General features: G+C 70.8%; 20 protein-coding genes and 1 pseudogene. 7 read left to right on the top strand and 14 right to left on the bottom strand.

Annotated features, from left to right (window positions below):
- Positions 1-301: 301 nt before the first annotated feature.
- Genes meaB through ACIA1L_RS25660 form a run of 3 tightly spaced genes read right to left on the bottom strand, consistent with a single transcriptional unit; the run spans position 302 to position 5362 of the window.
- On the bottom strand, positions 302-1297 hold the full coding sequence (meaB, locus tag ACIA1L_RS25670; RefSeq protein WP_396075467.1) for a methylmalonyl Co-A mutase-associated GTPase MeaB: 996 nt from the start codon (positions 1295-1297) through the stop codon (positions 302-304).
- A gap of 10 nt (positions 1298-1307) precedes the next feature.
- Positions 1308-3512, bottom strand: coding sequence for a methylmalonyl-CoA mutase (gene scpA / locus ACIA1L_RS25665; RefSeq protein ID WP_396075466.1), 2205 nt, complete (start codon positions 3510-3512; stop codon positions 1308-1310).
- Complete coding sequence (locus ACIA1L_RS25660) at positions 3509-5362, bottom strand: methylmalonyl-CoA mutase family protein (RefSeq protein WP_396075465.1); 1854 nt, start codon at positions 5360-5362, stop codon at positions 3509-3511. The genes scpA and ACIA1L_RS25660 overlap by 4 nt, the downstream gene beginning before the upstream one ends.
- 88 nt (positions 5363-5450) lie before the next feature.
- On the opposite strand from ACIA1L_RS25660, the gene ACIA1L_RS25655 reads away from it, so the two are divergent.
- The gene (locus ACIA1L_RS25655; RefSeq protein ID WP_396075464.1) at positions 5451-6476 is read left to right on the top strand and encodes an enoyl-CoA hydratase/isomerase family protein; all 1026 of its coding nucleotides are present in this window, start codon (positions 5451-5453) and stop codon (positions 6474-6476) included.
- Here ACIA1L_RS25655 and ACIA1L_RS25650 read toward each other — a convergent pair.
- The 7 genes from ACIA1L_RS25650 to pdhA all read right to left on the bottom strand — a co-directional run bounded on the left by ACIA1L_RS25650 (position 6458) and on the right by pdhA (position 14416).
- Positions 6458-7258, bottom strand: a complete 801-nt coding sequence (locus ACIA1L_RS25650; RefSeq protein ID WP_396075463.1) for an ATP-binding protein — start codon at positions 7256-7258, stop codon at positions 6458-6460. The genes ACIA1L_RS25655 and ACIA1L_RS25650 overlap by 19 nt on opposite strands.
- 182 nt (positions 7259-7440) lie before the next feature.
- Positions 7441-7935, bottom strand: coding sequence for an SRPBCC family protein (locus ACIA1L_RS25645; RefSeq protein ID WP_396075462.1), 495 nt, complete (start codon positions 7933-7935; stop codon positions 7441-7443).
- Complete coding sequence (locus tag ACIA1L_RS25640; RefSeq protein WP_396075461.1) at positions 7932-8402, bottom strand: metalloregulator ArsR/SmtB family transcription factor; 471 nt, start codon at positions 8400-8402, stop codon at positions 7932-7934. The genes ACIA1L_RS25645 and ACIA1L_RS25640 overlap by 4 nt, the downstream gene beginning before the upstream one ends.
- Before the next feature lie 79 nt (positions 8403-8481).
- Positions 8482-10812 (bottom strand): transketolase-like TK C-terminal-containing protein, encoded by a 2331-nt coding sequence (locus ACIA1L_RS25635; protein ID WP_396075460.1) that lies wholly within the window; start codon positions 10810-10812, stop codon positions 8482-8484.
- Positions 10813-10830: 18 nt separating this feature from the next.
- Positions 10831-12312: a dihydrolipoamide acetyltransferase family protein gene (locus ACIA1L_RS25630; protein ID WP_396075459.1), complete on the bottom strand. Its 1482-nt coding sequence runs from the start codon at positions 12310-12312 to the stop codon at positions 10831-10833.
- On the bottom strand, positions 12309-13313 hold the full coding sequence (locus tag ACIA1L_RS25625; protein ID WP_396075675.1) for an alpha-ketoacid dehydrogenase subunit beta: 1005 nt from the start codon (positions 13311-13313) through the stop codon (positions 12309-12311). Before ACIA1L_RS25625 ends, ACIA1L_RS25630 begins: the two co-directional genes overlap by 4 nt.
- A 17-nt stretch (positions 13314-13330) precedes the next feature.
- Entirely contained in the window at positions 13331-14416 is a 1086-nt protein-coding gene (pdhA, locus tag ACIA1L_RS25620; protein ID WP_396075458.1) for a pyruvate dehydrogenase (acetyl-transferring) E1 component subunit alpha, read from the bottom strand.
- A 121-nt stretch (positions 14417-14537) separates the two neighbouring features.
- On the opposite strand from pdhA, the gene ACIA1L_RS25615 reads away from it, so the two are divergent.
- Complete coding sequence (locus ACIA1L_RS25615) at positions 14538-15047, top strand: Lrp/AsnC family transcriptional regulator (protein WP_396075674.1); 510 nt, start codon at positions 14538-14540, stop codon at positions 15045-15047.
- 170 nt (positions 15048-15217) lie between these two features.
- On the top strand, positions 15218-16708 hold the full coding sequence (locus ACIA1L_RS25610; RefSeq protein ID WP_396075457.1) for a protein kinase: 1491 nt from the start codon (positions 15218-15220) through the stop codon (positions 16706-16708).
- 83 nt (positions 16709-16791) lie between these two features.
- Here the strand turns inward: ACIA1L_RS25610 and ACIA1L_RS25605 are convergent, their stop codons facing one another.
- Together ACIA1L_RS25605 and ACIA1L_RS25600 are read right to left on the bottom strand one after the other, a co-directional pair.
- Positions 16792-17340 (bottom strand): hypothetical protein, encoded by a 549-nt coding sequence (locus ACIA1L_RS25605; RefSeq protein WP_396075456.1) that lies wholly within the window; start codon positions 17338-17340, stop codon positions 16792-16794.
- Between the two features lie 65 nt (positions 17341-17405).
- A complete protein-coding gene (locus ACIA1L_RS25600; RefSeq protein ID WP_396075455.1) occupies positions 17406-17873 on the bottom strand; it encodes a GNAT family N-acetyltransferase in 468 nt (155 codons plus the stop codon).
- Positions 17874-17919: 46 nt separating this feature from the next.
- Here ACIA1L_RS25600 and ACIA1L_RS25595 point away from each other — a divergent pair.
- The 4 genes and pseudogenes from ACIA1L_RS25595 to ACIA1L_RS25580 form a co-directional block, all read left to right on the top strand.
- Positions 17920-18039, top strand: a pseudogene (locus ACIA1L_RS25595) (DUF2332 domain-containing protein); the annotation flags it as partial.
- Between the two features lie 100 nt (positions 18040-18139).
- Entirely contained in the window at positions 18140-18469 is a 330-nt protein-coding gene (locus ACIA1L_RS25590) for a DUF2087 domain-containing protein (protein ID WP_396075454.1), read from the top strand.
- An 87-nt stretch (positions 18470-18556) separates the two neighbouring features.
- Positions 18557-20539 carry a protein kinase gene (locus tag ACIA1L_RS25585; RefSeq protein WP_396075453.1) on the top strand — a complete coding sequence of 661 codons (1983 nt, stop codon included), beginning with the start codon at positions 18557-18559 and terminating at the stop codon, positions 20537-20539.
- Positions 20540-20669: 130 nt separating this feature from the next.
- Positions 20670-23828 (top strand): penicillin acylase family protein, encoded by a 3159-nt coding sequence (locus tag ACIA1L_RS25580; RefSeq protein WP_396075452.1) that lies wholly within the window; start codon positions 20670-20672, stop codon positions 23826-23828.
- Positions 23829-23852: 24 nt separating this feature from the next.
- On the opposite strand, the gene ACIA1L_RS25575 is transcribed toward ACIA1L_RS25580, so the two are convergent.
- Together ACIA1L_RS25575 and ACIA1L_RS25570 are read right to left on the bottom strand one after the other, a co-directional pair.
- Positions 23853-25037, bottom strand: coding sequence for an MFS transporter (locus tag ACIA1L_RS25575; protein ID WP_396075451.1), 1185 nt, complete (start codon positions 25035-25037; stop codon positions 23853-23855).
- Between the two features lie 47 nt (positions 25038-25084).
- Positions 25085-26410 carry a GH1 family beta-glucosidase gene (locus ACIA1L_RS25570; protein WP_396075671.1) on the bottom strand — a complete coding sequence of 442 codons (1326 nt, stop codon included), beginning with the start codon at positions 26408-26410 and terminating at the stop codon, positions 25085-25087.
- Positions 26411-26477 lie beyond the last annotated feature (67 nt).

The raw sequence follows: 26477 nt of genomic DNA, 5'->3' as shown, positions 1-26477 counted from the left end.
GCCGATGTCGAAGAGGTTGCCTTCGGGATCGGTCAGGGTGGTCCACACCGCGCCGTACTCGGCGAAGTCGGCGACCGGCTTTGCGCCCAGGGCCGTCGCCCCGGGCGACGGCGGCCGGCGCGTCCGGCGTGTGCAGGCCCAGGTGGATGCTGTTCTTGCCCGGTGTCCGGTCGCTCACCTGGATGAACATCAGCACGGGCTGGGCGCCGGTCGAGCGCCCGACACTGGCGAAGTGTGCCGATGCTCCGTCGTCCAGGTCCAGGTGCCGCCCTTCGGAGCAGCTGGAAGTGCAACTACCGCACTACGAATCGCCGGCGGGCCAGGTGAAGCCGGCAAGGAGGCGTTCGGCGCCGAGGGCCGGGGTGAGGGTGCCGTCCGCGACCGCGCGTTCCACGTCGGGGGCGAGGGCTCGCACGGCCGGGTCGGTCCGCAGGCGGTCGAGCAGTTCGGCCCGGACCATCGACCAGACCCAGCCGATCTGCTGACGCCGGCGGCGCTCGGCAAGCGCCCCGGAGGCGGCGAGGGTGTCCTGGTGGTGGCAGATCTGGCGCCAGACCTCGTCGAGGTTGGTTTCTTCGAGGGCACTGCAGGTGACCACCGGCGGCTGCCAGCCGTCCTCCTGGACGTGCAGCAGGCGCAGCGCCCCGGCGAGGTCGCGGGCGGCGCGGCGGGCGTCCGCCTCGTGCGGGCCGTCTGCTTTGTTGACGGCGATGACGTCGGCGAGTTCCAGGACGCCCTTCTTGATGCCCTGCAACTGGTCGCCGGTACGGGCGAGCGTGAGCAGCAGGAACGAGTCGACCATCTCGGCAACCGTGGTCTCGGACTGGCCCACTCCCACGGTCTCGACCAGGACCACGTCGTAGCCGGCCGCCTCGACCACCACGATCGCCTCCCGGGTGGCTTTCGCGACACCGCCCAGGGTGCCGGCGGTGGGCGACGGGCGGATGAAGGCGTGGTCGTCGACGGCGAGCCGGGCCATCCGGGTCTTGTCGCCGAGGATGCTGCCACCGGAGCGGGTGGAGGACGGGTCGACGGCGAGGACGGCAACCTTGTGCCCCTCGGCGGTGAGACGGCTGCCCAGCGCGTCGATGAAGGTGGACTTGCCCGCACCGGGAACGCCGGTGATGCCGACCCGGCGGGCGCCGCCCGCGTGCGGGGTCAACTCGGTCAGCAGGCGTTGGGCCGCCGCGCGGTGGTCGGGCCGGGTGGACTCGACCAGCGTGATGGCCCGGGCGATCCAGGCCCGGGCACCCGCGCGTACGCCGTCGGCGCACGTCTGGACGTCGAAGGTCGCCATCGGCCGCGGCTCAGGCGTGGCCGAGTTGCCGGGACAGCTGGCCGAGCAGGTCCAGCGCGGCGTCAGCGATGACCGTGCCCGGCGGGAAGATGGCCGCCGCACCGGCTGCGCGCAGTGCGTCGAAGTCCTGGGGCGGGATCACCCCGCCGACGATGATCATGATGTCGTCGCGGCCCAGCGCGGCCAGTTCGTCGCGCAGGTCGGGCACCAGGGTGAGGTGCCCGGCGGCCAGGCTGGAGACGCCGACGATGTGGACGTCCGCCTCGACCGCCTGCCGGGCAACCTCGCCCGGGGTCTGGAACAGCGGGCCGACGTCGACGTCGAAGCCGAGGTCGGCGAACGCGGTGGCGATCACCTTCTGGCCGCGGTCGTGCCCGTCCTGGCCCATCTTGGCGACCAGGATGCGGGGCTGGCGGCCCTCGGCGACGCCGAACTCCGCGGTGGCCGTGCGGACCTTCTCGATCGAGGACACCGCTCCCGCTTCCTTCCGGTAGACCCCGGAGATGGTACGGATCTGCGCGGAGTGTCGGCCGTACACCTTCTCGAGGGCGTCGGAGATCTCCCCGACGGTGGCCTTGGCGCGGGCGGCGTCCACGGCCAACGCCAGCAGGTTGCCGTCGAGGCCGGGGCCCCGGGTGCCGTCGAGCGCGGCGCCCGCCGCGCGGGTGAGGGCGTCCAGTTTGGCCGTACAGTCGGCTTCGTCGCGGTCGGCGCGCAGTTGCCGCAGCCGGTCGATCTGCTGGGCACGGACGGCCCGGTTGTCGACCTTGAGCACGTCGATCGGCTCGTCGGCGTCGGGCCGGTATTTGTTGACGCCGATGACCGGCTGGCGGCCGGAGTCGATGCGGGCCTGGGTGCGGGCCGCGGCCTCTTCGACGCGCAGTTTGGGGATGCCCTCGTCGATGGCACGGGCCATGCCGCCGGCGGCCTCGACTTCGGTGATGTGCTGCCAGGCGCGGGCGGCCAGGTCGTGGGTCAGTCGCTCCACATAGGCGCTGCCTCCCCACGGGTCGATCATCCGGGTGGTGCCGGACTCCTGCTGCAGGACCAGCTGGGTGTTGCGGGCGATGCGAGCCGAGAAGTCGGTCGGCAGTGCGAGGGCCTCGTCGAGGGCGTTCGTGTGCAGCGACTGGGTGTGGCCCTGGGTGGCGGCCATCGCCTCCACGCAGGTGCGGACCACGTTGTTGAAGACGTCTTGGGCGGTCAGCGACCAGCCGGAGGTCTGCGAGTGCGCGCGCAGGCTCAGCGATTTGGGGTTCTTGGGCTCGAAGTCGCGCACCAGCCGGGCCCAGAGCAGCCGGGCGGCGCGCAGCTTGGCGACCTCCATGAAGAAGTTCATGCCGATGGCCCAGAAGAACGACAACCGCGGCGCGAACGCGTCGATGTCCAGCCCGGCGGCGCGACCCGCGCGCAGATATTCCACGCCGTCCGCCAGGGTGTACGCCAGTTCGAGATCGGCGGTGGCACCGGCTTCCTGGATGTGGTAGCCGGAGATCGAGATGGAGTTGAACTTCGGCATCTTCGCCGAGGTGAACGAGAAGATGTCGGAGATGATCTGCATCGACGGCTGCGGCGGGTAGATGTAGGTGTTGCGGACCATGAACTCTTTGAGAATGTCGTTCTGGATGGTCCCGGCGAGCTGTTCCGGCGCCACCCCCTGCTCCTCGGCCGCGACGATGTAGAGCGCCAGGATCGGCAGCACGGCGCCGTTCATGGTCATCGACACGCTCATCTTGTCCAGCGGGATGCCGTCGAAGAGCCGCCGCATGTCGTAGATGGAGTCGATCGCCACTCCGGCCATGCCCACGTCGCCGCCGACCCGGGGGTGGTCGGAGTCGTAGCCACGGTGGGTCGGCAGGTCGAACGCGACCGACAGGCCCTTCTGCCCGGCGGCCAGGTTGCGCCGGTAGAAGGCATTCGACGCGTCGGCGGTGGAGAAGCCCGCGTACTGGCGGATCGTCCACGGCTGGGTGGTGTACATGGTCGGGTACGGCCCACGCAGATAGGGCGCCACACCCGGGTAGGTGCCGAGGAAGTCCAGGCCGGACAGGTCCGCCGCCGTGTAGAGCGGCGGCACCACGATGCCTTCTGGGGTGGTCCAGTTCAGCGCTTCCGGGTCGCCCCCGGTCTCCGTGCGGACCGCTTCGCGCCACTGCCCGAGGTCGGGCCCGGCCGGTGGGGCGCCGAGCTCGACGCCGCTGAAGTCGGGAATCACGACGCCACCCCCAGGTCGGTCAATGTGGTCTCCAGCACGCCAACGGCGTCGCAGCCAGCGAAGACGTAGCCGTCCACACCGTCGTACTCCCCGCGCCCGGCCAGCCAGACCCGGCGGGCACCGGCCTCGGTCAGCGCTGCCGCAACCGCTGCGGCCGATGCCGCGTACGTCTTGTCCGACGAGCACAGACAGGCGACCTGAGCGCCGCTGGCGGCGAACTCGGCAGCCAGGCGGGCCGGGTCGTCGGCGCCGACCGCAGGCCGCACGGACGCGATCCCACCGGCGGCGAAAAGGTTCGCGGCGAATCCGGCGCGGGCGTTGTGCACCGCGGGCGGGCCCAGCGTAGCCAGGAACACCGTCGGCCGGGTGCCGTTCGCGGCCTCATGGGCATCGGCGCGGTCCCGCAGGGTTTCATACTGTTCGGCGTACCGGTGCTGGGGCAGGCCACCGCTCGGGACCTCGGGCTGCGGCTCGCGGACCGGCAGGCGTTCCTCCAGGTTCGGGAACTCGCTGACGCCGGTCAGCGGGGTACGCCGGTGGGCCAGGTCGTCGGCGCGGCGTTCCCAGGTGGCGGCGAGCCGGTCGGCGATCAGACCGCTGTCCAGCGCCGCAGCCATCCCGCCCGCCCGCTCGATCTCGGTGAACCAGGCCCAGGCAGCCTGGGCCAGGTCCTCAGTGACCCGCTCGACATACCAGGACCCGCCAGCGGGGTCGGCGACCCGGCCGACCGAGGACTCGTCCAGCAGCAGCGACTGAGTGTTGCGGGCGATCCGCCGGGCGAAGCCGTCCGGCAGCCCCAGGCGGTGGTCGAACGGCTGCACGGTAACTGCACCCGCGCCGCCGACGCCCGCGCCGAAACAGGCGAGGGTGGTCCGCAGCATGTTCACCCAGGGGTCACGGGCGGTCATCATCGCTGTGGACGTCACCGCGTGCTGCCGCTGGGCGCCTGCCTCGGGAGCCCCGCTGACCTCGGCGACCCGGGCCCAGAGCCGGCGGGCGGCGCGCAGCTTGGCGATCGTGGCGAACTGGTCGGCGGTGGCCGCATATCGGAACTCGAGCTGGCCCAGGGCGGCGGGGATGCTCAGTCCGGCGGCGGTGAGCTCCCGCAGGTACGCCACGCCGGTAGCCAGTGCACAGCCCAGCTCCTGCGCGTCGGAGCCGCCCGCGTCGTGGTAACTGGTCGCGTCGACGGTCATCGCGCGCAGGCCGGGGAACTCGCTGACACAGCGGTCAGCCCATTCTGCGAGGGGCCACTCCCCGTGCTGTCCGGTGCGGGCCCGATAGCCCAGGGGGTCGACGCCCAGGTTGCCGCGGACCTGGTCGACGGGCACCTTACGGTCGGCCACCAGCGCAAACCAGGCCGGCACGGCATCCACCGCAGCCGCGCCCGCGTCCAGCACCACGGCGGCGAGGTCCAGGTAGACGCCGTCCAGCGCGGTCGCGAGGCCCGTCACCGGGAGGCCGGCGGCGCCGAGCACCAGCCACAACGAGGTGACGCCGTTCTCCAGGTCGGCCCGGACGGCTTCGTTGGTCAGCGTCGGGCTCGGGTTCGCGTGCCGCTGCCGCAGATCCCAGCCCGCCGGCACCGCGCCGGCCGCCTGCGCGCCTCGCGTGAACGGGAACAGCCCGGGTGGCCCGGGGAACGGGGTGGGGTCGTCAGCCGTGTACAGCGGCGCCAAGGTGACGTCGAAGCCCTGGTCAGCCAGCAGATCCTCGGCGGCTTCGGCCGGAGTGTCCTCATCGGCACGCCCGGCCTTGCGCAGGACTCCGAGGGCAAGCTTGCGCCACTGCTCATGTGTGGCAGCGGGGAAGTCTGCGGCAAGGCGAAGCTTCTCTGACGGCACCGTCATGACGGGATGGTAAATGCGTGGCGGCGGGAGCGCCCCCGGGATGTGACAACATCAACTGGTTGGGGCGGACCGGACGGCGAGGAGACGCATGACCATGACCGATTCCCCGGTGCTCGCGCGGATCACCGGCCGGCTCGGGCACCTCGTGCTGAATCGCCCGCGGGCCATCAATGCGCTGACCGCCGAGATGGTCGGCATCCTGCGGCGCACGCTCACCGAATGGGCGGATGACGCGCAGGTCCGGACCGTGCTGATCACCGGAGCGGGTGAGCGCGGCCTGTGCGCCGGCGGCGACCTGCGGGCCATGCACGCCGACGCGGTGTCGGGCGGCACCGGTTCGCTGGACTTCTGGGCCGACGAGTATCGGCTGAACGCGCAGCTGGCGGCGTACCCGAAACCGGTCGTGGCCTGGATGGACGGCCTGGTGATGGGCGGCGGGATCGGGGTTTCCGCGCACGCGGGCGTGCGCGTGGTCACCGACCGCTCGCGGCTCGCGATGCCGGAGGTCGGCATCGGGTTTCACCCCGACGTGGGCGGATCGTGGCTGCTGGCGCACGCGCCTGGGCAACTCGGCACCCACCTGGCGTTGACCGGCACGACGATCGGGCCGGCCGACGCGATCACCGCCGGGCTGGCCGACCACTTCGTGTCGCACGACCGGCTTGCCGCGCTGACTGACTCACTCGTGCACACCGAGGCAGCGGCGGCGGTCGCGGCGTTGGCGACGGACCCGCCCGGCGGCGATTTCGATACCGCCCGCGCGTGGATCGACGAGTGTTACGCGGCGGACAGCGTCGCGACGATCGTCGAACGGCTGACCGCACACGGTGATCCGGCGGCCCAGGCAGCGGCCAAGGAAATCGAAGGCAAGTCGCCCACCTCGCTGGCCGTCAGTCTGCGTTCGGTGCGCACGGCCGCCGCGCTGCCGGACCTGCAGGCCGCGCTGGCGCAGGAGTATCGGCTGTCGGCGGCCCTGCTCCGGCTGCCGGACCTGGCCGAGGGCATCCGCGCGCAGATCATCGACAAGGACCGGCGTCCCCGCTGGCAACCGGCCACGCTCGCCGAGGTGCCGGACAGCCTGGTCGACTCCTGCTTTCAGAGCCGGGAGCGGTGATAGAGCGTCGCCCAGACAACCTTGCCGGTGCAGGTCGGCATGGAGCCCCACGCGGCCGCGCATTTGTGCACCAGGTAGAGGCCGCGACCGTGTTCCGCCCGGGTGCTCTCCGGCGGATCCAGCTGGGGCAGCTGCGGGTCGCCGTCGCTGACGGATACATGAAGGCCGCTGCCGCGGCGGGATACCGTGACCGTCAGGTCGGTGCGGGCGTGGGTGACCGCGTTGGCCGTCAGCTCCGAGACGACCAGCCGGGCCGGATGCAGGACGCGGGTGAGACCCCAGCTCACGCAGGCCTGCTCGACCAGGTCACGGGCAGTGCGCGCCGCGGTCAACTCCGGTGGGAGTGAGACCTGCATCAGGTCAAGCCGGGGCGACTGGTCGGCCAGAGCCGCATGCGCCTCCGGCATGGACGCGTACATCGGCAGGTAGCGATAGGCGCCTACCCGTCGCAGTCGCCGGTGCAACGGGGCGGTGGTCGGCAGGCTGAGCGCCAACAGCACCGCCGGGCGCAGCCGCATGGCGACCCGGCGCTCGGTCAGCCACAGCGGCATGCTGTCGCCGAGCGGATCGCCCAGATCGTGCAGGTTGACGATCACGGCCCGGGGTTGCTCGGCGTGGCATTTCCGGATGGCCGTGGAGAGCTCCGCGGCCATCCGCCTTTCCCAGCGGCCGTGGACGGCCAGTTCGGTCACGGCCGTGCCGACGTCGCTGGTTACCGCCACGTGTGCGGACGCGGGCCGGCGGACAGCGGTGGCGAACAGATACGGAGGACGGTCTTTCACAGCAGCCTCCTGCGCTGAGGCTTCACCCGGTCCCGATCGGACAGGACCGTCCGGGACCGGAACTTACGCTGCAAAGTGTCATCCTTTTCGTTGCCGTGGGTCAATATTTAGCTTTGTCCTGTCAAGCCGCCTTGCCTGCGACTATCCGCCGCACGCTGTCAGAGTTCCGACAGAAAGTCACGCTAGGCGGACAAGCCTTCGTAATACGGCTTCATCGCGGGGTAGTAGTCGTCAAAGCTCGGCAGCGGCTGCCCGGCTCGCGAGGCAACCAGGTTGTCCAGGTAGTACTCCCAGCCCGGGCCCATGTCGCCCACCGCGTCGGTGGTGTCGAGGTGCTGCACCAGCTCCAGGTCGGTCTGCTCCCCCGCCGCGGCGAGCCGCAGCTCGATGCGCTGGATGCCGGAGCCCTCGGTCATCACCAGCAGCAGTCGGCGCGGTGGTTCACATGCCTCGATGCGGACGTCGAACCAGGGGGCCGACTCCTCGAAGGCCATCTGCATCTTGATGATGGCGCCCGGCGCAGCATCGCCCTCCCACGCGCCGAACCAGCGCGCGGTGCGGTCCGACTCGGTGACGCTGGCCCAGACATCCTCGATGGGCGCCCGGAAGCTGCGGCTCACGATGAGCTCGACGCCGGCCGCGGCCGCCTGCAGCCGGCCGGTGGGTGGGTTGGTCATGCGCTGTTCTCCTGTCGGTGTGCCGCAGCGCCGCGGGTGCGGTGCTCACGACGGGTGCGATAAACCTCGGTCTCGAGGGCATCAAGACGCCGTTCCCAGCCGGCCGCCGGGCTTTCCGTTGTCGGCTGGCTCTCCGTGTTCGGCTGGCTCTCCGTGGTCGGCTGGCTCTCCGTGGTCGGCAGGCTTTCCGTGGTCGGCTGGCTTTCCTGGGCGGCTCGGCGGAACGGGTCCAGCCAGGCGGTCAGCTCGGCGAACGGGGTCGGATCCAGCGTGTAGACCCGGTGGCGGCCCTCGGCGGTGTCCCGGACCAGCCCGGCTTCGCGCAGCACACGCAGGTGCCGGCTCACGGCGGGACGACTGATCGGGAAGCGGTCGGCGAGCTCCCCGGCGGCCCGAGGGTGCTCGCGGAGCAGCTCCAGGATCTCCCGCCGCACCGGGTCGGCGATCGCCGCAGCCACCTCATCCACCCCGAAAGCGTAACCACTGTGTTACGCGTTAGGCAAACGTACGGCCGCCGAGATCCAGCCCCGGCGGCCGTACGAGCGGTCAGGCGAGGTCCAAACCGGCCCGGACGATGCTGTCGGTGTCGATGCCGTGGTGCTGGTACACCGCGTTCAGCGCGCCGGACTGGCCGAAGGCGCTCACGCCGAGATGCTGGGCTGGACGGCGGTGCACACCGGCCAGGAACGCCAGTGTGTGCGGGTGACCGTCCAGCACGGTGAGCAGCGGCGCGGCCCGGTCAGCCGGGAAGACAGCGTCGAGAATCCAGCTCTCGGCGGTGCCGTGCCCGGCGCGGGCCTGCATGGCCGAGAACAACAGGCCAGGGCTGGTCACACAGACCACGTCGGCCGGCACGCCCTGCGCGTCGAGCCGGTCAGCCGCGGCCAACGCCTCGGGCAGCATCGCGCCCATCGCGGCGATGGTCACCGCGGGTGCCTGCGCGGCCCGGCGCAACAGATAACCCCCGGCCACGACCTGACGGCGACGTCGCTCCCGAGCGGCGGGGTCGGTCGGCACCGCAGCGAGGCCCTGGTCGACCGGACGCGACGACAGCCGCAGGTACGCGGAACTGCCGCCGGCCTTGCCCAGCCGGGACAACGCCGCGAGCAGGGTCCACTCCAAATCGACCGTGAACGCGGGCTCGTAGCTGATGCAGCCGGGCTGTTCGAGGCCGATCGACGGAGTCTTGATGGACTGGTGCGCGCCGCCCTCGGCCGCCAGCGTGACACCCGCCGGGGTGCCCACCAGGATCGACTGGCCGCCGGCGTACATGCCGAAGGACCACGGTTCGAGGGCGCGTTCCACGAAGGGGTCGTAGACCACGCCGATCGGCAGCAGCGGCTGACCCCAGCGGCTCCAGGTGGCACCCAGCTCACCGAGCAGCCCGACCAGGTTGCCCTCGGCGATGCCCAGCTCGATGTGCTGGCCGGTGGGCCGCTCGCGCCAGTGCAGGATCGTCTCGGGGTCGTCGTCGAACCAGTTTCGCCGGTCGTCGGCCGCCCACACGCCGACCTTGTTGATCCAGCCGCCCAGGTTCGTCGACGAGGCCACGTCGGGCGCGGCTGTCACCACGCGGCGGGCCACGGCCGGGGCCTGGCGGGTCAGGTCGAGCAGCGCCCGGCCCAGCCCCGCCTGGGTCGACGAGGTGCCGGTCGGGGTACGCCCCAGGTCGGTGGGCACGTCCGGGGCGGGCTGGGCCGCCAGCGGCGTACGGTGCAAGCGCTCCGAGACCTCCGCGCAGAGCTGCCCGGCCGCCGAGTCGTCGGTGAAGCGGGCCCACGGCGTCTCCACCGACATGCCCACCCGCGCGGCGAACTCGCGCAGCTGTGCCTCGGTCAGCATCGAGGAGTGGTTCTGCGGGTGGCCCTCGGTGGCTAGTCCGTGCCCCTTCACCGTGTACGCGAAGATCACCGTCGGCCGGGTGTCGTCGATCGCGTCGAGCGTGTCACCCAGCGTGCGCAAGTCGTGGCCGCCCAGGTTGCGCAGCGCCGCCGTCAGCGTGCCGTCGTTCAGGGTGCCGACGAGCGACCGCAGGGCGTCCGCGTCCGGGCCCTCGCCCGGCAGCCGCAGCCGCAACTGCTCCGGATCGCAGCGCAACAGCCGCTGGAACTCCGCGTTGGACATCTCGTCGATGCGCCGGCGCAGGGCGTCACCGCCGGGCCGTTCGAAGAGTTCGGTCAGCAGACGGCCGTACTTGGCGGTCAGCACCTGCCAGCCGGCGGCGGCGAACATGGCCTGCAGCCGGGTCGCGGCCACGTGCGGGATGACCCGGTCCAGCGACTGCCGGTTCAGGTCGACGATCCAGCAGACCTCGCCGAGGTCGGTGACCATCGGGTCGAGGATCGCCTCCCAGCAGGCACCCTCGTCCAGCTCGGCGTCGCCGACCAGCGAATACTGCCGGCCGGTGCCGGTCGCGGCGCCGGAGCTGTTGACATAGCGGCGGGCCAGCGCGCCCCAGATCGGGGCGGTGGCGCCGATGCCGACCGAGCCGGTCGAATAGTCGACCGGGTCGGGGTCCTTGGACCGGCTCGGGTAGCTCTGCAGCCCGCCGAACGCCCGCAGCGTCGTCAGGTAGCGCTCGTCGAGGCTGCCCAGCAGGTAGTTGATCGCGTGCAGCACCGGCGAGGCGTGCGGCTTCACCGACACCCGGTCGGCGCTGCGGAGGTGGTCGAACCACAGCGCCGTCATGATGGTCGCCATCGACGCGCTGGACGCCTGGTGCCCGCCGACCTTGAGGCCGTCCGTGTTGGGCCGCACCCGGTTGGCGTGGTCGATCATCGCCGTCGCAAGCCAGAGCACCCGCTGCTCCACCTCGCGCAGCACGGCCCAGCGGTCCGTTCCGGCCTCGTGCAGCCGGTGCTGATCGACCGTGGTCATGGTGCCTCCTGGTGGAACTCAGAGATCTGCGAGCAGGACCGCGGGCTGCTCCACGCAGTCCGCGACGTACCGCAGGAAACCACCCGCCGCGCCGCCGTCGCAGACCCGGTGGTCGAAACTGAGCGAGAGCTGGGTGACCTTGCGGACGGCGAGCTGCCCGTTAACGACCCACGGCTTGTCGACGATACGGCCGACGCCGAGGATACCGGCCTCCGGGTGGTTGATGATCGCGTTCGAGCCGTCGACGCCGAACACCCCGTAGTTGTTCAAGGTGAAGGTGCCGCCGGTCATCGCCGCCGGTGGGAGCGTTCCCGCGCGGGCCAGGCCGGACAGCCGGCTCAGCTCCGCGCCGAGCTGCACCGCGTTCAGCAGGTGCGCGCCCTGCACGACGGGCACGACCAGGCCACGGTCGGTCTGGGCGGCAAAACCCAGATTCACATACGGCAGCCGCACGATCTCCTGCGCCGCGACGTCCACGGTGGAGTTCAGCTCGGGGAATTTGCGCAACGCCGCGACGGTGATCCGGGCCAGCAGCGCAAGCAGGCCCACGCCGCGGCTCGCGAGGGCGTTCTTCGCCTCGATGAGCGCGGTGGCGTCGACGTCGACCCAGGTGGCCGCGTCCGGGATCTCGCTGCGACTGCGCGACAGCTTATCGGCGACCAGCCGCCGCACCCCGCGCAGCGGAATCCGCACGATCTCCGCGGTAACCGGCACGGCCGCGAACTGGGTCGCCGACGCGGCGCCAGCCGGCTGAGCGGCGACGGCGGGCTGGCCGGCGACGGCGGGCTGGCCGGCGACGGCGGGCTGGCCGGCCGCGGCGATGGCGCTCTCGACGTCACGGCGCCGGATGACGCCGTGCCCGGCGCCGGGCAGGATCGTGGCGAGGTCCAGCCCGTGCTCGCGGGCAAGTTTGCGAACCAGCGGCGAGATGACCCGCGCCGCCGCCGAATCACGGCCGGAGGTCGCGCCTGACGCGGCCGCAGCCGACGCGGCAAGAGATGCAGCCTGCACGGTCGCCGCAGAAGAAGCTGCCTGCATGGTGGCCGCAGGGGAAGCGGCCTGCATGGTGGCGGCAACGGGCGTGGCCTGCGTGGGCGAGCCAGCAGCAACGGACACGGCAGCGTTGGCGCGGCCACGGCGGGCGCGGCGGCGCGAGACCGGGCCGTGGCCGGTGCCGTAGCCGATCAGAACGTTGCCCGAGCCGGCGCGCTCCTCGGTGCGGTACTGCTCGACGGCGGCCTCCGACGGCCCCGCCGCACCGCCGGACACCGTGATCAGCGGCTCGCCCACGGCCAGCACCGAACCGGCATCGGCGTGCAGGATCGCGACCGTGCCCGCGTACGGGACCGGCACCTCGACCATGGCCTTGGCGGTCTCCACCTCGGCGACGACCTGGTCCACGGTGACCGTGTCACCGACGGCGACCTTCCACTGGACGACCTCGGCCTCGGTCAGGCCCTCGCCCAGGTCGGGCAGGCGGAAGACCTGGTCGGCGCTCACTGGGCGGTCCCGGTGTGGCGCAGGTCGGGCTCGTCGTCGAACTGCAGGCGGTCGACGGCATCCAGGATCCGGTCGACGTTCGGCAGGTGCGAGTGCTCGATCTTCGGCGGCGGGTACGGGATGTCGTACCCGGTGACCCGCAGGACCGGCGCGGCCAGCGAGTGGAAGCACCGCTCCTGCACGCGCGCGGCGATCTCGGCGGCGACACCGGCGAAGCCCTGCGCCTCCTGAACGACCACGCAACGGCCCGTTCTGCGTACGGAACGCATCAGGGTCTCGTCGTCGAACGGCACGACCGAGCGCAGGTCGACCACTTCCAGGCTGATCCCCTCGGCCGCGGCGGCCTCGGCCGCTTGCAGTGCCAGCGGCACGGTCGGGCCGTAGGCAGCCAGGGTGACGTCCGTCCCGGGGCGCAGGACCGCCGCCGCGCCGATCGTGCCGACCGACCGCTTCGTGAGGTCGACCTTCGCCTTGCTCCAGTAGAGCCGCTTGGGCTCCATGAAGACGACCGGGTCCGGGTCGGCGATCGCGTCGCGCAGCAGCCAGTACGCGTCCTCGACGGTGGCCGGGGTGACGACCTTGAGGCCCGGCGTGTGCGCGTAGTAAGCCTCGCTGGAGTCGCAGTGGTGTTCGACGCCGCCGATGCCGCCGGCGAACGGCACGCGGATGACCATCGGCATGGTCAGCGCGCCGCGGGTCCGGTTGCGCATCTTCGCGACGTGCGAGGCGATCTGCTCGAACGCCGGGTAGGCGAACGCGTCGAACTGCATCTCCACGACCGGCTTGAAGCCGCCCATCGCGAGACCGACGGCCAGCCCGACGATGCCGGACTCGGCCAGCGGGGTGTCGAAGCAGCGTTCCTCGCCAAACTTGCGGGTCAGCCCGTCGGTGATCCGGAAGACGCCGCCCAGCGCGCCGACGTCCTCGCCGAAGACCAGCACGCGCTCGTCGTCGCTCATCGCGTCGCACAGCGCGGCGTTCAGCGCCTGCGCCATGGTCATCTCGGTCGCGTTGCTCATCACGCCTGCCCCTCTTCCAGCTCGGCGACGAGCTGGGCGCGCTGCTCGGCCAGCTGCGCGGTCGGCTCGGCGAACACGTGGTCGAACATGCTGCGCGGATCGACCTCGACGTCAGCGTTCAGCGCGGTCCGGGTCCGGGCGGCGAAAGCCTCGGCCTCGGTCTCGGCGGTCTGCACGGCCTCGTCGTCGAGCAGACCCCGGTTCTTCAGGTACGTCTGCAGCCGGGCCAGCGGGTCCGCGGCGGTCCACCTGGTGACCTCGGCCTCGTCCCGGTAGCGGGTCGCGTCGTCGGCGTTGGTGTGCGCCTCGATCCGGTAGGTGTGTGCCTCCACCAGGAACGGGCCCTGGCCGGAGCGGGCGTGCTCGACGGCCTTCTCCAGCACGGACAGCACCGCGACCAGGTCGTTGCCGTCGACCTGCTCGGAGGGGACGCCGTACCCGACGCCCTTGTAGGCCAGTGCGGGTGCCGCGCTCTGCCGGGCCAGTGGCACCGAGATGGCGTACCCGTTGTTCTGGACGAAGAAGACGACCGGGGCCTTGCGCACCGCGGCGAAGTTCAGCGCCTCGTGGAAGTCGCCCTCGCTGGTGCCGCCGTCGCCGATGAGCGCCATCGTGACGCTGTCCTCGCCCTTGCGGCGCATCGCCTCGGCCAGGCCGACCGCGTGGATCGTCTGGGTGGCCAGCGGCGTGCACTGCGGGGCCGTACGCGTCGCCGCGGGGTCGTAGCCGCAGTGCCAGTCGCCGCGCAGCAGGGTCAGCACCTCGGCCGGGTCCAGACCGCGCGCGACCAGGGCGACGCTGTCCCGGTACGTGGGGAACAGCCAGTCCTCCTCGCGCAGTGCGAGCACCGCGGCGATTTGGCAGGCCTCCTGCCCGCGGCTCGACGGGTAGACCGCGAGCCGGCCCTGCCGGGTCAGCGCGGTGGCCTGGGTGTCGAACCGGCGCCCGAGCACCATCCGCCGGTACGCCTCGACCAGCCGGTCGTCGGCGGGCCGCGCGTGACCCGCGGGCACCCCGGTCTCGGTGCCGTCCTCGGCGACGAACCGTACGGGTTCGGCCGAGGGCAACAGGTCCTCAAGCTGCATGGCGACGCTCGCTCTCTTCAAGGACGTCTGGTCGCATCAGCGTGAGTTCGAGGCACTGTACGGTCAAGAGCGCCGGATGATCGGCGACAGATTGCCGACCACGAGCGGGAAGGACGACCGAATGTCCTCGGACAGTGCTGCTGCGGACGGTCCGGCTGGACGTTCTGCCGGACCCCTCGACGCTACCGACACGGCGCTGCTGGCGGAGCTGCAACGCGACGGCCGGATCTCCATCCGGGCGCTGGCCGAGCGCATGCACATCTCCCGCTCGAACGCGTACACCCGGCTGTCGCGGATGGTGGAGGACGGCACGATCCGGGGCTTCACCGCCGAGGTGAACCCGCGCAGCATCGGGCTGGGCACCACCGCGTACGTGGCGATCACCATCGACCAGACCGCGTGGCGGGTGATCGCTGCCGGACTCCGCGAGATTCCGTACGTCGAGCATTTCGCGTTGGTCGGCGGTGACCATGACGTCCTCGCTCTGGTCCGCGCTCCGGACAACACGGCCTTGCGGGACGTCGTGCTGGATCGAATTCAGGACATTCCCGGCGTACGCACCACGCGCACCTGGCTCGTCTTCGAGGAACAAACCGGCCGGGGCGTCCCGTACGGCGAGTCGGCGGGATGATCACCACAAGCCACCGTTACCCATCGTGAATACGCTTCACGATCCGCCGAACTTGGCCGGGGTTGGCATTCTCCGCAGGTCGGGTACTATTCGCGGCACTCACCGGTGACAATCTTCATCGCCATGAATAACCACGGTGAGTAATCGCAGGTAGAACGGTAGGGATCACGGTGCGCTCACTCGCAGGCCGCTATCAGGTGCACGAGGCCGTCGGTCGAGGCGGCAGCGCGATGGTGCACCGCGGCTGGGACAAGACGCTCAAGCGCACCGTGGCGATCAAGCTCTTCACCCCGAGCCGCCCCACCGACGACGAACCCTCCGCCGACGTCCTGCGCGAAGCCCGCGCCGCCGCCGGACTCAGCCACCCCCACGTCGCCCGGGTCTACGACTACGGCGAGGCCACCGAAGGCGGCGAACGGCACCCCTACCTGGTGATGGAATTCCTCGAGGGCGACACCCTGGCTGATCACCTCAAGGAATCCGGCGCCCTCGAATGGCAGCGCGCCGCCGAGATCTGCGCCGGCATCTCCGCCGCCCTGGCCGCAGCACACGCCCGCAACCTGGTGCACCGCGACATCAAGCCGCGCAACGTCATGCTCACCCCCAACGGCGTCAAAGTCCTCGACTTCGGCATCGCCGCCATGGCCGGGCAGAACAGCTTCGACAGCCACGGCCGCCTCTGGGGCACCCCCGCCAACCTCGCCCCCGAGCAGCTCCAAGGCGCCCCGACCTTCCCCGCCGCAGACGTCTACGCGATGGGCCTCCTGCTCTTCGAATGCCTCACCGGCACGCGCGCCTGGCCCGGCACCACCGTGGGCGAGATCCTCGCCGCCCGCCACGACAACCAGACGCCCCGCCTGCCCCACATCGACGGACTCCCCAACGAGGTCATCCGCCTCTACGAAGAGTGCACCGCCGAAAACCCCGACCACCGCCCGACGGCAGCCACCGCCGCCCAGATCCTGCGGCACGCCGTGGGCCGCTCCCCCAGCCTGCGCCCCGCCTTCATCGACCTCGCCCGCGACACCGATGACACGACCGTCATCGTCGGCCAGGTCAGCCAGCTCCGTACCCGCATCCGGCGCCCCCGCCGCCGCGCCGCCGTGACGGCCTCCATCGCAGTCGCCGCCGCGGTCGTCAGCGTCCTCAGCCTCCAACTCGCCAACGGCGGCTCCGCCCCACACGGCCGCCAGGCCGACGCCGCCATCGACGGCGGCGGCGGCGCGGTCGTCGCGGTACCACGCACCCCCGGCCCGCCGGCCACCAAGCCCCCGGCCTCGACTTCCCCCGCCCGGGACATCCCGGTCTCTCCTGGCCGCACGGTCGTCGCCGTCGACGCACCGCTCACCGCGTACCCGCCGATGCTCACCTACCCGCCGATTCCGGTCACCACGACCGCCCCGCCGATGCACTGGCCCACGGTCGCCCCGACAACGACCAAGCCCACCAAACCCACAAACACCCCGACCAACCCGGCGCCGACCACCACCACGACGACGCCGACCACCAAGCCCACCACCACCGCCCCGACGGTCACCCCGACCACGGACCCGACGACGCCCACCCCCACGGCGACGACCACCACCCCCACCGAGCCGACGCCGACCACCACCGCCCCCACCACCACGGAGACGACGGTCCTCGCCGAGAACACCCCCTGAGCGCGCTCCGGCCGGTAGCTGACCGGCCGACCTGTTCCTCAACGGGTGGCGGGTGGGGCCGGGGGCGGCCCGGCCGCTGACAGTTACTTCTTGGCGGTCTCACGCTCGCATTTCGGCATCAAGTCCAGGCCGCGGGTGATGGAGTCCTGGTCGTTGGCGGGACCGCCGAGCGAGATGCCGACGCCGTCCGCACCGATCTCGACCTCCTTGATGCCGTTGGCCTTCAGGCAGGTGACGACCGCCCGGGCGAAGTCCTTGGCCGCGGGATTCGCCGGGTCGCGTTCCCACGCTGGCAACGGCAGATATTTCGGTTCGCAGATCGCATTGGCCTTTTCGTTCTTGGTGACGTCAACACCCTGCACACCGGAGCCGCGCTTGGTCATGTCCACGCCGTGCTCCTGCATGCACTTCGTGTACGGCTCCAGCATCACCTCGTAGTCTTTCGACGTCATGTCGATCCGTTCCCGGGGCCGGGTGTCGGCTGTGGAAGCGGACGGGGCGGGCGTGCTGCCGGGGCTGGCCAGGGTCGCCACCTGCGGCGCCTCGTTCTTGGCCGGCTCGGAGCTGCAGGCCGATCCGAACGCCAGGGTTGCCGCCACCACTGCGCAGAGCAGTACCCGTCGCTGAGCCATTTCTTGGTCCTTCCACTGTCGACGTGCTGTCGCGGACAGCCTCGGCGACCGATGTGTGGAACCTGTCAGGTTGCGGCGAGTTCGCGGTAGTAGAAGTACATCGGCTCGGTGGCGCCCGGTTCGAGATTGGTGAAACCGTGCGCCTCGTAGAAGCGCCGGGCGTCGACGTCTTCACCGTCGACATTGATCTCGAGGACGTCGGCGCCGCGGTCCAGGGACAGCTGGCAGGCGGCCTCCAGCAGGGCGTGGCCGTAACGGCGGCCGCGCAGCTCCGGGCGTACGTACAGTTCGTCGAGCAGGGCGACCGGGCCGTCGTACCAGAGGTTGGGCCGGAAGGAGATGACCGCGACGCCGGCGGCCGGCTCGCCGGTCAGCAGGACCGCCAGCCGGCCGCCGGCGATCAGCTCGGGCAGGCGCTGGGCGATCACTTCGGGACCCGGCGTGGGCGTGTCGAACTCGCGGTTGAAAGCGTCCAGCATGTCGGCCACGACGGTGGTTTCCGCGGCGGGCATCGGGCGTACGGAATGGTCCATCGGCCCACCGTCGCGCCGCAACCGACCGGCCGCAACCGGATTCGCGGTGTTTCCGTCCCGAGGCGTGTCGGCCGCATACGAACGGCGGTCTCTCGCGGTCGCCGCCGACGACCAGGTCCTGGATCTGATCGGCACCCTGCCACCGGCCAAACGCCAACCCAACCTGCCCGGGCCAAGGGCCACGGGCAGGCGCTGCACTGGTTCGCGTCCTGACCAGCTCGGATACTCGATCGCACGGAGAGGATCCGTGCTCTACGGTTCACCAGATGGAACCCTCCGACGAGACCGCCTTTGCGCCGTTCATTGACGGAGACCGGCTGCGGCGACTGCCCGCCAAGCGCACCCGACGGCACACCGTCCTCGGCTACCTCGTCGAGACGTCGTTCGCGCAGGGCACCACCTATGACGAGACTGCCGTGAACACCATCCTGCTGCGCTGGTGTACGGGCAGCGAGGTGGACCATGTGGCTGTCCGGCGCTATCTCATCGATCATCAACTGCTGTTCCGGAGCGGCGGCGTCTACGCCCGCAGCGGCGACCTGCTGCCCTCCCCCGGGGCCGCGCAACGCTACCTGGACGCCATCGGTCTGGACTAGGGTGCGTCCTGCCCACCGGAGCCAGATCAGCGCGGCCAGGTACGGCCGGCGGAGGGCGCGCGAGACATGATCGGATAGCGTGTCGGCGTGCCGAGCCATCCCCCTGTTCCCGAGTCGGCGGGCGGTTCCGTGCTGGTGGCGGGGCGGTACCGGCTGGTCGAACAGATCGGCGCCGGCGGCATGGGCGTGGTGTGGCGCGGTCAGGACGAACTACTGCGGCGGCAGGTCGCGGTGAAGGAGCTGCGGCACGGCTGGGGCAGCTCCGACCAGACGGTGGCCGTGGAGCGTGAGCGCAGCCTGCGGGAGGCGCGGGCCGCTGCCGCCCTGCATCACCCGAACATCGTGTCGGTGTTCGACATCGTCGAGCACGACGGCCGGCCGTGGATCGTGATGGAGCTGGTGGCCGGTCGCTCGTTGAAGGAGCTGATCGCCGCCGAGGGCCCGTTGCCGGCGGCGCGGGTGGTGGAGGTCGGCCTGCAACTGCTGTCGGCGCTGACCGCCGCGCACGGGGCGGGTATCACGCATCGCGACGTCAAGCCGGCGAACGTGCTTGTCTCGCCGGACGGGCGGGTCCGGTTGACCGACTTCGGCCTGGCCACGACGCCGGACTCCGAGACGCTCACCGAGTCCGGCATGGTCCTCGGTACGCCCGGCTACCTCGCCCCCGAACAGGCCAAGGGATTGCCGCCCGGGCCGCCGGCGGACATTTTCGGGTTCGGGGCGACCCTGTACTACGCGGTCGAGGGACTGGGGCCGTTCCAGCGGGACGCGTACCTGCCGATGCTGATGGCGTACGCGAAGCACGACGTCCGGCAGCCGCAACGGGCCGGCGCGCTGGCCCCGGCCCTGATGCGGCTGCTCACCGCCGACCCCGCTCAGCGCCCGACCGCGGAGCAGGCCCGCGACCTGCTCCTGGGTAAGACGGTCCGACGCCCGGTGCTCACCAGGCGCCGTCTGCTCGTGGCGGGTGCAGTGGTGAGCGCGGCGTCCGTGGCCGGTGCGGTCGGCGTGTGGTCGCGAACAGAGAAGTCCTCGGGAGTGCGGCGACCGGTCGGAGTCGGTGCGGCCGCCTGGCGTCGCGACAACATCAGGTCGGCGTTCGCGGCCGGGACTGCCCTGTTCGGGGGTGACGCCGACAAGGTGTGGACCATCGACCCGGCCACCGGCCGGGACGGATGGACGCTCCGGGCAACTAAGTCACCCAGCGTGTCCGACGTCGGCGACGGCCGGTTGCTGGTCACGGAATTCGCGGGTCCCGCGGGGTATCGGATCCTCGATGCGGCGACCGGGCGGCAGCGGGCGGAGTCTCCGCGCGGCGTGGTCGGCGTGGTGCCCGGCCTGGTCTTGGCTGAGGAGCAGGAGCAGAAGCTGACGGGGGTGGATCCGCTCACGGGCAAGGACCTGTGGACGGCCGCGAACCGCTTCTCGCCCGGTGGTTTCCACAGCGCGGAGGGAATCTTCTGCTACTTCGGCGATCAGGTCCTGTACGGTCTCGATCGCTCGACCGGGAAACCGCGGTGGACTACCCGCCTGGCAAAAAGCGGAAGGGTCGCGGTGCCGCAACACAGCCCTTCCGCGCTGCGCCCGAGCAGCGCACTGTGGGGTGCCGGACGCCTGGTTCACGCCGCCGTCGCCGAGGGGCGGAAATTTACGCTGCATTGCGTGGACGTCACTACCGGTAAGCGGATGTGGGCGGTCGAGCTGTTGGATGTCGCCACGGACGAGGACGAGGCGGCGGTGGAGGTGCTCCAGGTCGACACTGTCGGCGGCCTGTCCGTGGCGACGATCCGGGACGGCCGGGTCTCACCCACCTATTCCGGCCTGGTCGCGGTGGCCGACGGCGCCATCCGCTGGCGTCGCCCACTGCTCAACCCCAACGTCGTCGTGACCGATGGTGGACGGCTCTTCGCCGCGTCGTACGACTCCGTGCTGCACGAACTCGACCCGACGACCGGGCAGACCGTCTGGTCGACGGCGACGTCCGGCGCGGCGGACCTGTTCGCCGCCGCCGACACCGTCGTCGCGCAGATCGGTTGGAGCCTGATCGGCTATCCGCTGGTAAAGATCTAGGGTCCGCCGAACGAATTCTGGCGGTGATCGAAGAAATCGACCCTTGTCAAAGCCTGTTACCGACACGTAAATAGATGGTTAGCACTATGAGAATTTTTCGCGTCATGCGGCCTGGAAGGGACCCCCGCCCATGCACCGACGCCCCTCGCGCCTCGGCGCGGCACTGACCGCCTCACTGTTGCTGACCATCGCCATCGCGGTCAATCCCGCAACCAGCGCGCCCGCCGAAGCCGCCGCCCCCGTCCTGAACACCGATTACTGCCTCGGTGAGTGCAGCGACATCCTGCCGCCAGGGCAGAACGGCGACGCCGACCTCGTGCAGATCCTCGCCCACCAGACGGTCGGGTACATGCCACCGCATTCGAGTGACCAGCTCGGACGGTACGCGGATCTGGTGCACCACACCGGCCTGTCCAACGAACAAATCTCGAACTTCTTCAACGACGGCTCGTTCGGCGTCGCCGCCGGCGACGTTGACAAGAGTTACCAGCCCCGCGCCGACGTCACCGTGGTCCGTGACAAGGCGCTCGGCATTCCACACGTCACCGGCACCACCCGGGACGGCACGATGTTCGGCGCGGGGTACGTCGGCGCGGAGGACCGCCTGTTCCTGATGGACCTGATGCGGCGCCTGGGACGCGGGCAGGTGACGCCGTTCGCGGGTGGCAACCCGGCCAACCGCAGCCTGGAGCAGAGTGTGTGGCGGACCTCGCCGTACACGGAGGCGGATCTCGAGGCGCAGATCGCGGCGCTGCGGGCGTCCGGACCACGCGGCGCGCAGCTGTACGCGGATGTGCAGTCGTACATCGCCGGGATCAACAAGTACATCGCCGACTGCATGGGCAAGCGGGACTGCCCCGGCGAGTACGTGGTCACCGGACACCTCGACCCGATCACCAACAAGGGTGGCCCGGAGCCGTTCAAGCTGACCGACCTGGTGGCGGTCGCCGGGGTCATCGGCGGCCTGTTCGGTGGTGGCGGGGGCGGCGAGATGCAGTCGGCGCTGGTCCGGATCGCCGCGCGCGCCAAGTACGGCGACGTGGCCGGGGACGCGGTGTGGACGGCGTTCCGCACGCAGAACGATCCGGAGACCGTCACGACCGTGCACAACGGGCAGACGTTCCCGTACACGCAGGACAACCGGAACGCGCCGGGTGTGGCGATGCCGGATGCGGGCACGGTCAAGGGCGAACCGCTGGTCTACGACCCGACCGGCTCGGCGACGTCGAAGAAGGCGGTCGGCAAGAGCCCCATCGCGGAGTCCCTCGGCAAGCTGACGATCAACGGGCACCGGGGCATGTCCAACGCCGCCGTGATATCGGGCGCGCACTCGACGACCGGGCACCCCATCGCTGTGTTCGGGCCGCAGACCGGCTACTTCGCGCCGCAGCTGCTCATGCTGCAGGAGTTGCAGGGGCCGGGCATCAGCACCCGGGGTGCCGCCTTCGCCGGACTCAACCTCTACACACTGCTCGGCCGCGGGCCGGACTACGCGTGGAGCGCGACCTCAGCGAGCCAGGACATCACCGACACGTTCGCCGCTGAACTGTGCGAGCCCGGCGGCCAGACGCCGACCACCGCGTCGACGCACTACGTCTACCACGGCCAGTGCCTGCCGATGGAGGCGTTGTCCCGGTCGAACGCCTGGTCGCCGAGCGTCGCGGACCCCACGCCGGAGGGGTCGTACCGGTTGACCATTCTGCGCACGAACTACGGCCTGGTGAGCTCGCGCGGCCTGGTCGAGGGCAAGCCGGTCGCATTCACCAGCCTGCGCGCTTCGTACCGGCACGAGGCCGACTCGGCGCTCGGGTTCCAGATGTTCAACGAGCCCGAGGCGATGGGTACGCCGGACGGCTTCAAGGCCGCGGCGGCGCAGATCCCGTTCGCGTTCAACTGGTTCTACGTCAACTCGGCCGACACGGCGTACTTCAACTCCGGGGCGCACCCGGTGCGGGCCGCCGGCGCGGATCCGAACCTACCGACCCGGGCGCAGCCCGCGTACGAGTGGTCCGGCTGGAATCCGGGCACGAATGTCGCCACGTATGAGCCACCGGCGAGTCATGCGCAGGCGGTCAACCAGGACTACTACGTGAACTGGAACAACAAGCAGGCACCGGGCACTTCGGCGGCGGACGGCAACTTCAGTTTCGGCGCGGTGCACCGGGGTGACCTGCTGGACCGGCCGATCAAGGAGGCTGTGACTGCCGGGCGTAAGTTCGACCGGGCCGGCCTGCTCAATGTGGTGGAGACCGCGGCGATCACCGATCTGCGCGGCATCGAGGTGCTGGACGATCTGCTGCGGGTGATCGACTCGGCAGCGGTCACCGATCCGGGGCAGGCCGCCGCGGTCGCGAAGCTGCGTGCTTGGCTGCAGAGCGGCGCGAAGCGGGTCGAGAACGCACCGGGCAGCAAGGCCTACCGCGACGCCGAGGCGATCCGGATCCTCGATGCGTGGTGGCCGCTGCTGGTGCAGGCGCAGTTCAAGGGCCCGCTGGGCGACGACCTCTATCAGGCGGTTGTCGGCGCACTGCAGGTCGACGAGTCGCCGTCCGCAGGGCAGGCGCACAAGGGTTCCGCATTCCAGTCCGGCTGGTGGGGCTACGTGGAGAAGGACCTACGGGCGGTACTCGGTGACAGCGTGGCCGCATGGCCGACGACGTACTGCGGGAACGGTTCGCTCAGCGCATGCCGTACGGCCCTGCTGACCAGCTTGACCGCGGCGTTGGCGGTGCCGACCACGACGACGTACCCCGGCGACTCGCACTGCGTCGCCGGCGACCAGTGGTGCGCTGACGCGATTGTGCAGTCCCCGCTGGGCGGCATCACCCACAAGATCACCAGTTGGCAGAACCGGCCCACCTACCAGCAGGTGGTGTCGTTCCAGGCGAAGCGCGGTGACGACGTCAGCAATCTGGCGGCGGGCCGGGCGGTGACCGCGTCGAGCAGCCAGCTCGGACATCCGGCATCGAACGCCGTCGACGGCGATCGCGCGTCGCGCTGGTCGAGTCGGTGGTCCGACAATCAGTGGCTGCGCATCGATCTGGGCAGCAGCCGGGCGGTCAGCCGCATGATCGTCCGCTGGGAAGAGGCGTACGCGACCGCGTACACCATCGAGGTTTCGTCCGATGGCAGCAGCTGGACCCAGGTCAAGGCGGTGACCGGCGGCAATGGCGGCGTCGACAACGTCACCTTCGCCCCGACACAGGCCCGGTACGTGCGCCTGACCGGTCAGGCGCGGGCGACGTCCTACGGCTACTCGACCTACGAAGTAGAGCTGTACGCGCACTAGAGCAGCGAGGGACCCGCGTCCGTCTCAGGGCACTGAGCGGATGCGGGTCACCAGCACCGAGCCGAGGACAGTCACCGCGGCCACCGTCAGATACAGCGCCGGATAGCCGCCCAGATAGGCCACGACAGGGAAGGCCAGGGCCGGGCCGAGCACCTGCGGGGCCGAGTTGGCAATGTTGATGATGCCGAGGTCGCGGGCGCGGTCCCGGGCGGCCGGCAGGACCTGGGTGATCAACGCTTGATCCACCGAGAGGTAGACGCCGAAGCCCAGCCCGAGCACGGCGGCGGCGGTGAGCGCGCCAGGCCAGGTCGGCCAAAGCGCCAGCAATGCCGCCGCAGCGGCCATCACATAGCCGGACAGGATCACCGACGGCTTGCGCCGTCCGGTGCGGTCCGACACCACTCCCCCAGCCACGACGGTCAGCAGCGTGCCGGCGGTGTAGACCAGGATGAGCAGCAGCAGCCCCGCCTCCGCATTCGGGTGGTGCACCCGGTCACGCAGGAAGTAGAGCAGATACAGCGTCGCCATCGCATTGCCCAGCTGGACGAGGAACCGGGTCGCCCACGCCCAGGCGAAATCCGGGGCGACGCGCGGGTCGAACCGGAACGCGGTTACCACCGCACGGGCGGACAGCCGTGGCGCGTCGGCCGGCGACACCGGCGGATCGCGGGTCAACAACACGAACGGGAGCACGGCGAGCACGACCACCGCCCCGGTCAGCAGATAGCCCGAGAGGGTGCCGGTCACCACGACGGAGACCAGCAGGACGCCAACCACCACCCCGACCGATTGGGCGAGACCCACCCAGCCGGACACCCGCCCGCGCTGGCCCACCGGCGTACGGTCGGGAACGATCGCGGTGATCCCGGCCTGGAGCATGTTCAGCCCGGCCTGCGCGAGGCACCAGCACAGGGTCAGCCCGAGCAGCGTGTGCTGCCCGGCGAGCAGAAAGAGCCCCGCGAGGCCGGTCAGCGCCCCGATCGCCGTCCACGTGTGCCGCCGCCCGGTGCGCAGGGTGGTGGCGTCGGACAACGCCCCGGCGAGCGGGCCCGCCACGACGGCGACAAACGCGCCGACGCCGGTGATGATGCCCAGTGCCGTGGTCTTGTCCACCCCGGCAACCTGCTCGGCCTGGTTCGGCAGCAACACCTGCAGCGGCGCGTAGTAGCCGATCCACAGGCCGAGGTTGGCGATCGACAGCAACGCCATCCAGCGACCCCGCACCCGTGGCGGTCCGGCCGCGGGAGCGTACGCGGTCACCGCTGTCCGGCGAGAACGGCGCGCAACCAGTCGTAGGAGTCCTTCGCGGTCCGCTGCTGGTTCGCGTAGTCGACGTGGACCAGGCCGAAGCGCTGGCTGTAGCCCTCGGCCCATTCGAAATTGTCCAGCAGCGACCAGACGAAATAGCCGCGGATGTCGACACCGGCACTGACTGCCTCGTGCAGGGCGCGGAGGTGCCCGTCGAGGTAATCGATCCGGTCGGTGTCCCGGATCCGGCCGTCCGCGTCGATCGAATCCGAGGTGGAGCAGCCGTTCTCGGTGATGTAGATGGGCGGCAGCACGTCGGCGTAGTGCTCGTGCAGGCCGGTCAGCAGTTCGCGCAGGCCGTCCGGGACGACGGGCCAGCCGAACGCGGTCCGCGGCACGTCCGCGATGTCGGTGGTCACGAACGGCAGCGGCGAGTCGTCCGGCGCTGCCGCGACCCGGGTCGGGTGGTAGTAGTTGATGCCCAGCGCGTCCATCGGCGTGGCGATGACGTCCAGGTCGCCGTCGCGTACGACGCCGGTGTCGGTGAGGGCCGCGGCGAACGGCGGATATTCCCCGCGCAGCACCGGGTCGAGGAAGAGCCGGTTGTGGAAGCCGTCGTAGACCGCGGCGGCCACCTGGTCGTCGGCGCTGTCGCTCGCGGGCCACACCGGCGTGCAGTTGTTGGTGATCATCACTTCGGTGGCGCCACGCTCGCGCAACGCCCGGACCGCCCAGCCGTGGCCGAGTAGCTGGTGGTGCGCCACCGGCAGGGCGTCCAGCAGCAGGGCACGGCCGGGAGCATGGGTGCCGAACGCATACCCCTCGGCCATGTGCACGACCGGCTCGTTGAGGGTGATCCAGCGTCGGACGCGGTCGCCGAGCCGGTCACCCACCGCGGCGGCGTACTCGGCGAAGCGTTCGGCGGTGTCCCGGCTGAGCCATCCGCCGGCATCCTCGAGGGGCTGCGGCAGATCCCAGTGATACAGCGTCGGCACCGGCGCGATGCCCCGCACGAGCAGCCCGTCGACGAGCCGGTCGTAGAAGTCGAGGCCTTTGTCGTTGATCGGGCCCGTACCGGCGGGTTGCACGCGCGGCCAGGCGATCGAGAACCGGTACGCCCCCACACCCAGGTCGGCGATGAGGTCCGCGTCCTGCGCCCAGCGGTGGTAGTGGTCGCAGGCCACATCACCGGTGTCGCCCTCATGGGTTCGGCCCGGCGTATGGCTGAACGTGTCCCAGATGGAGGGTCCGCGCCCGTCTTCTTGGACGGCACCCTCGATCTGGTACGACGCGGTGGACACGCCCCACAGGAAGTTCGGGGGGAATTTCGGCAGGGCAACCACGGGTTCCGGCCTCCTCGAAAAGCGAGTGGGGCTCAGATTAGCGAACCTGGCCGCGCGC

It is taken from the genome of Actinoplanes sp. NPDC051859 (assembly GCF_044452725.1).
Classification (GTDB): Bacteria; Actinomycetota; Actinomycetes; order Mycobacteriales; family Micromonosporaceae; genus Actinoplanes.
Note: the sequence above shows the minus strand (reverse complement) of the source record. Positions and strands in the feature narration are given on the sequence as shown.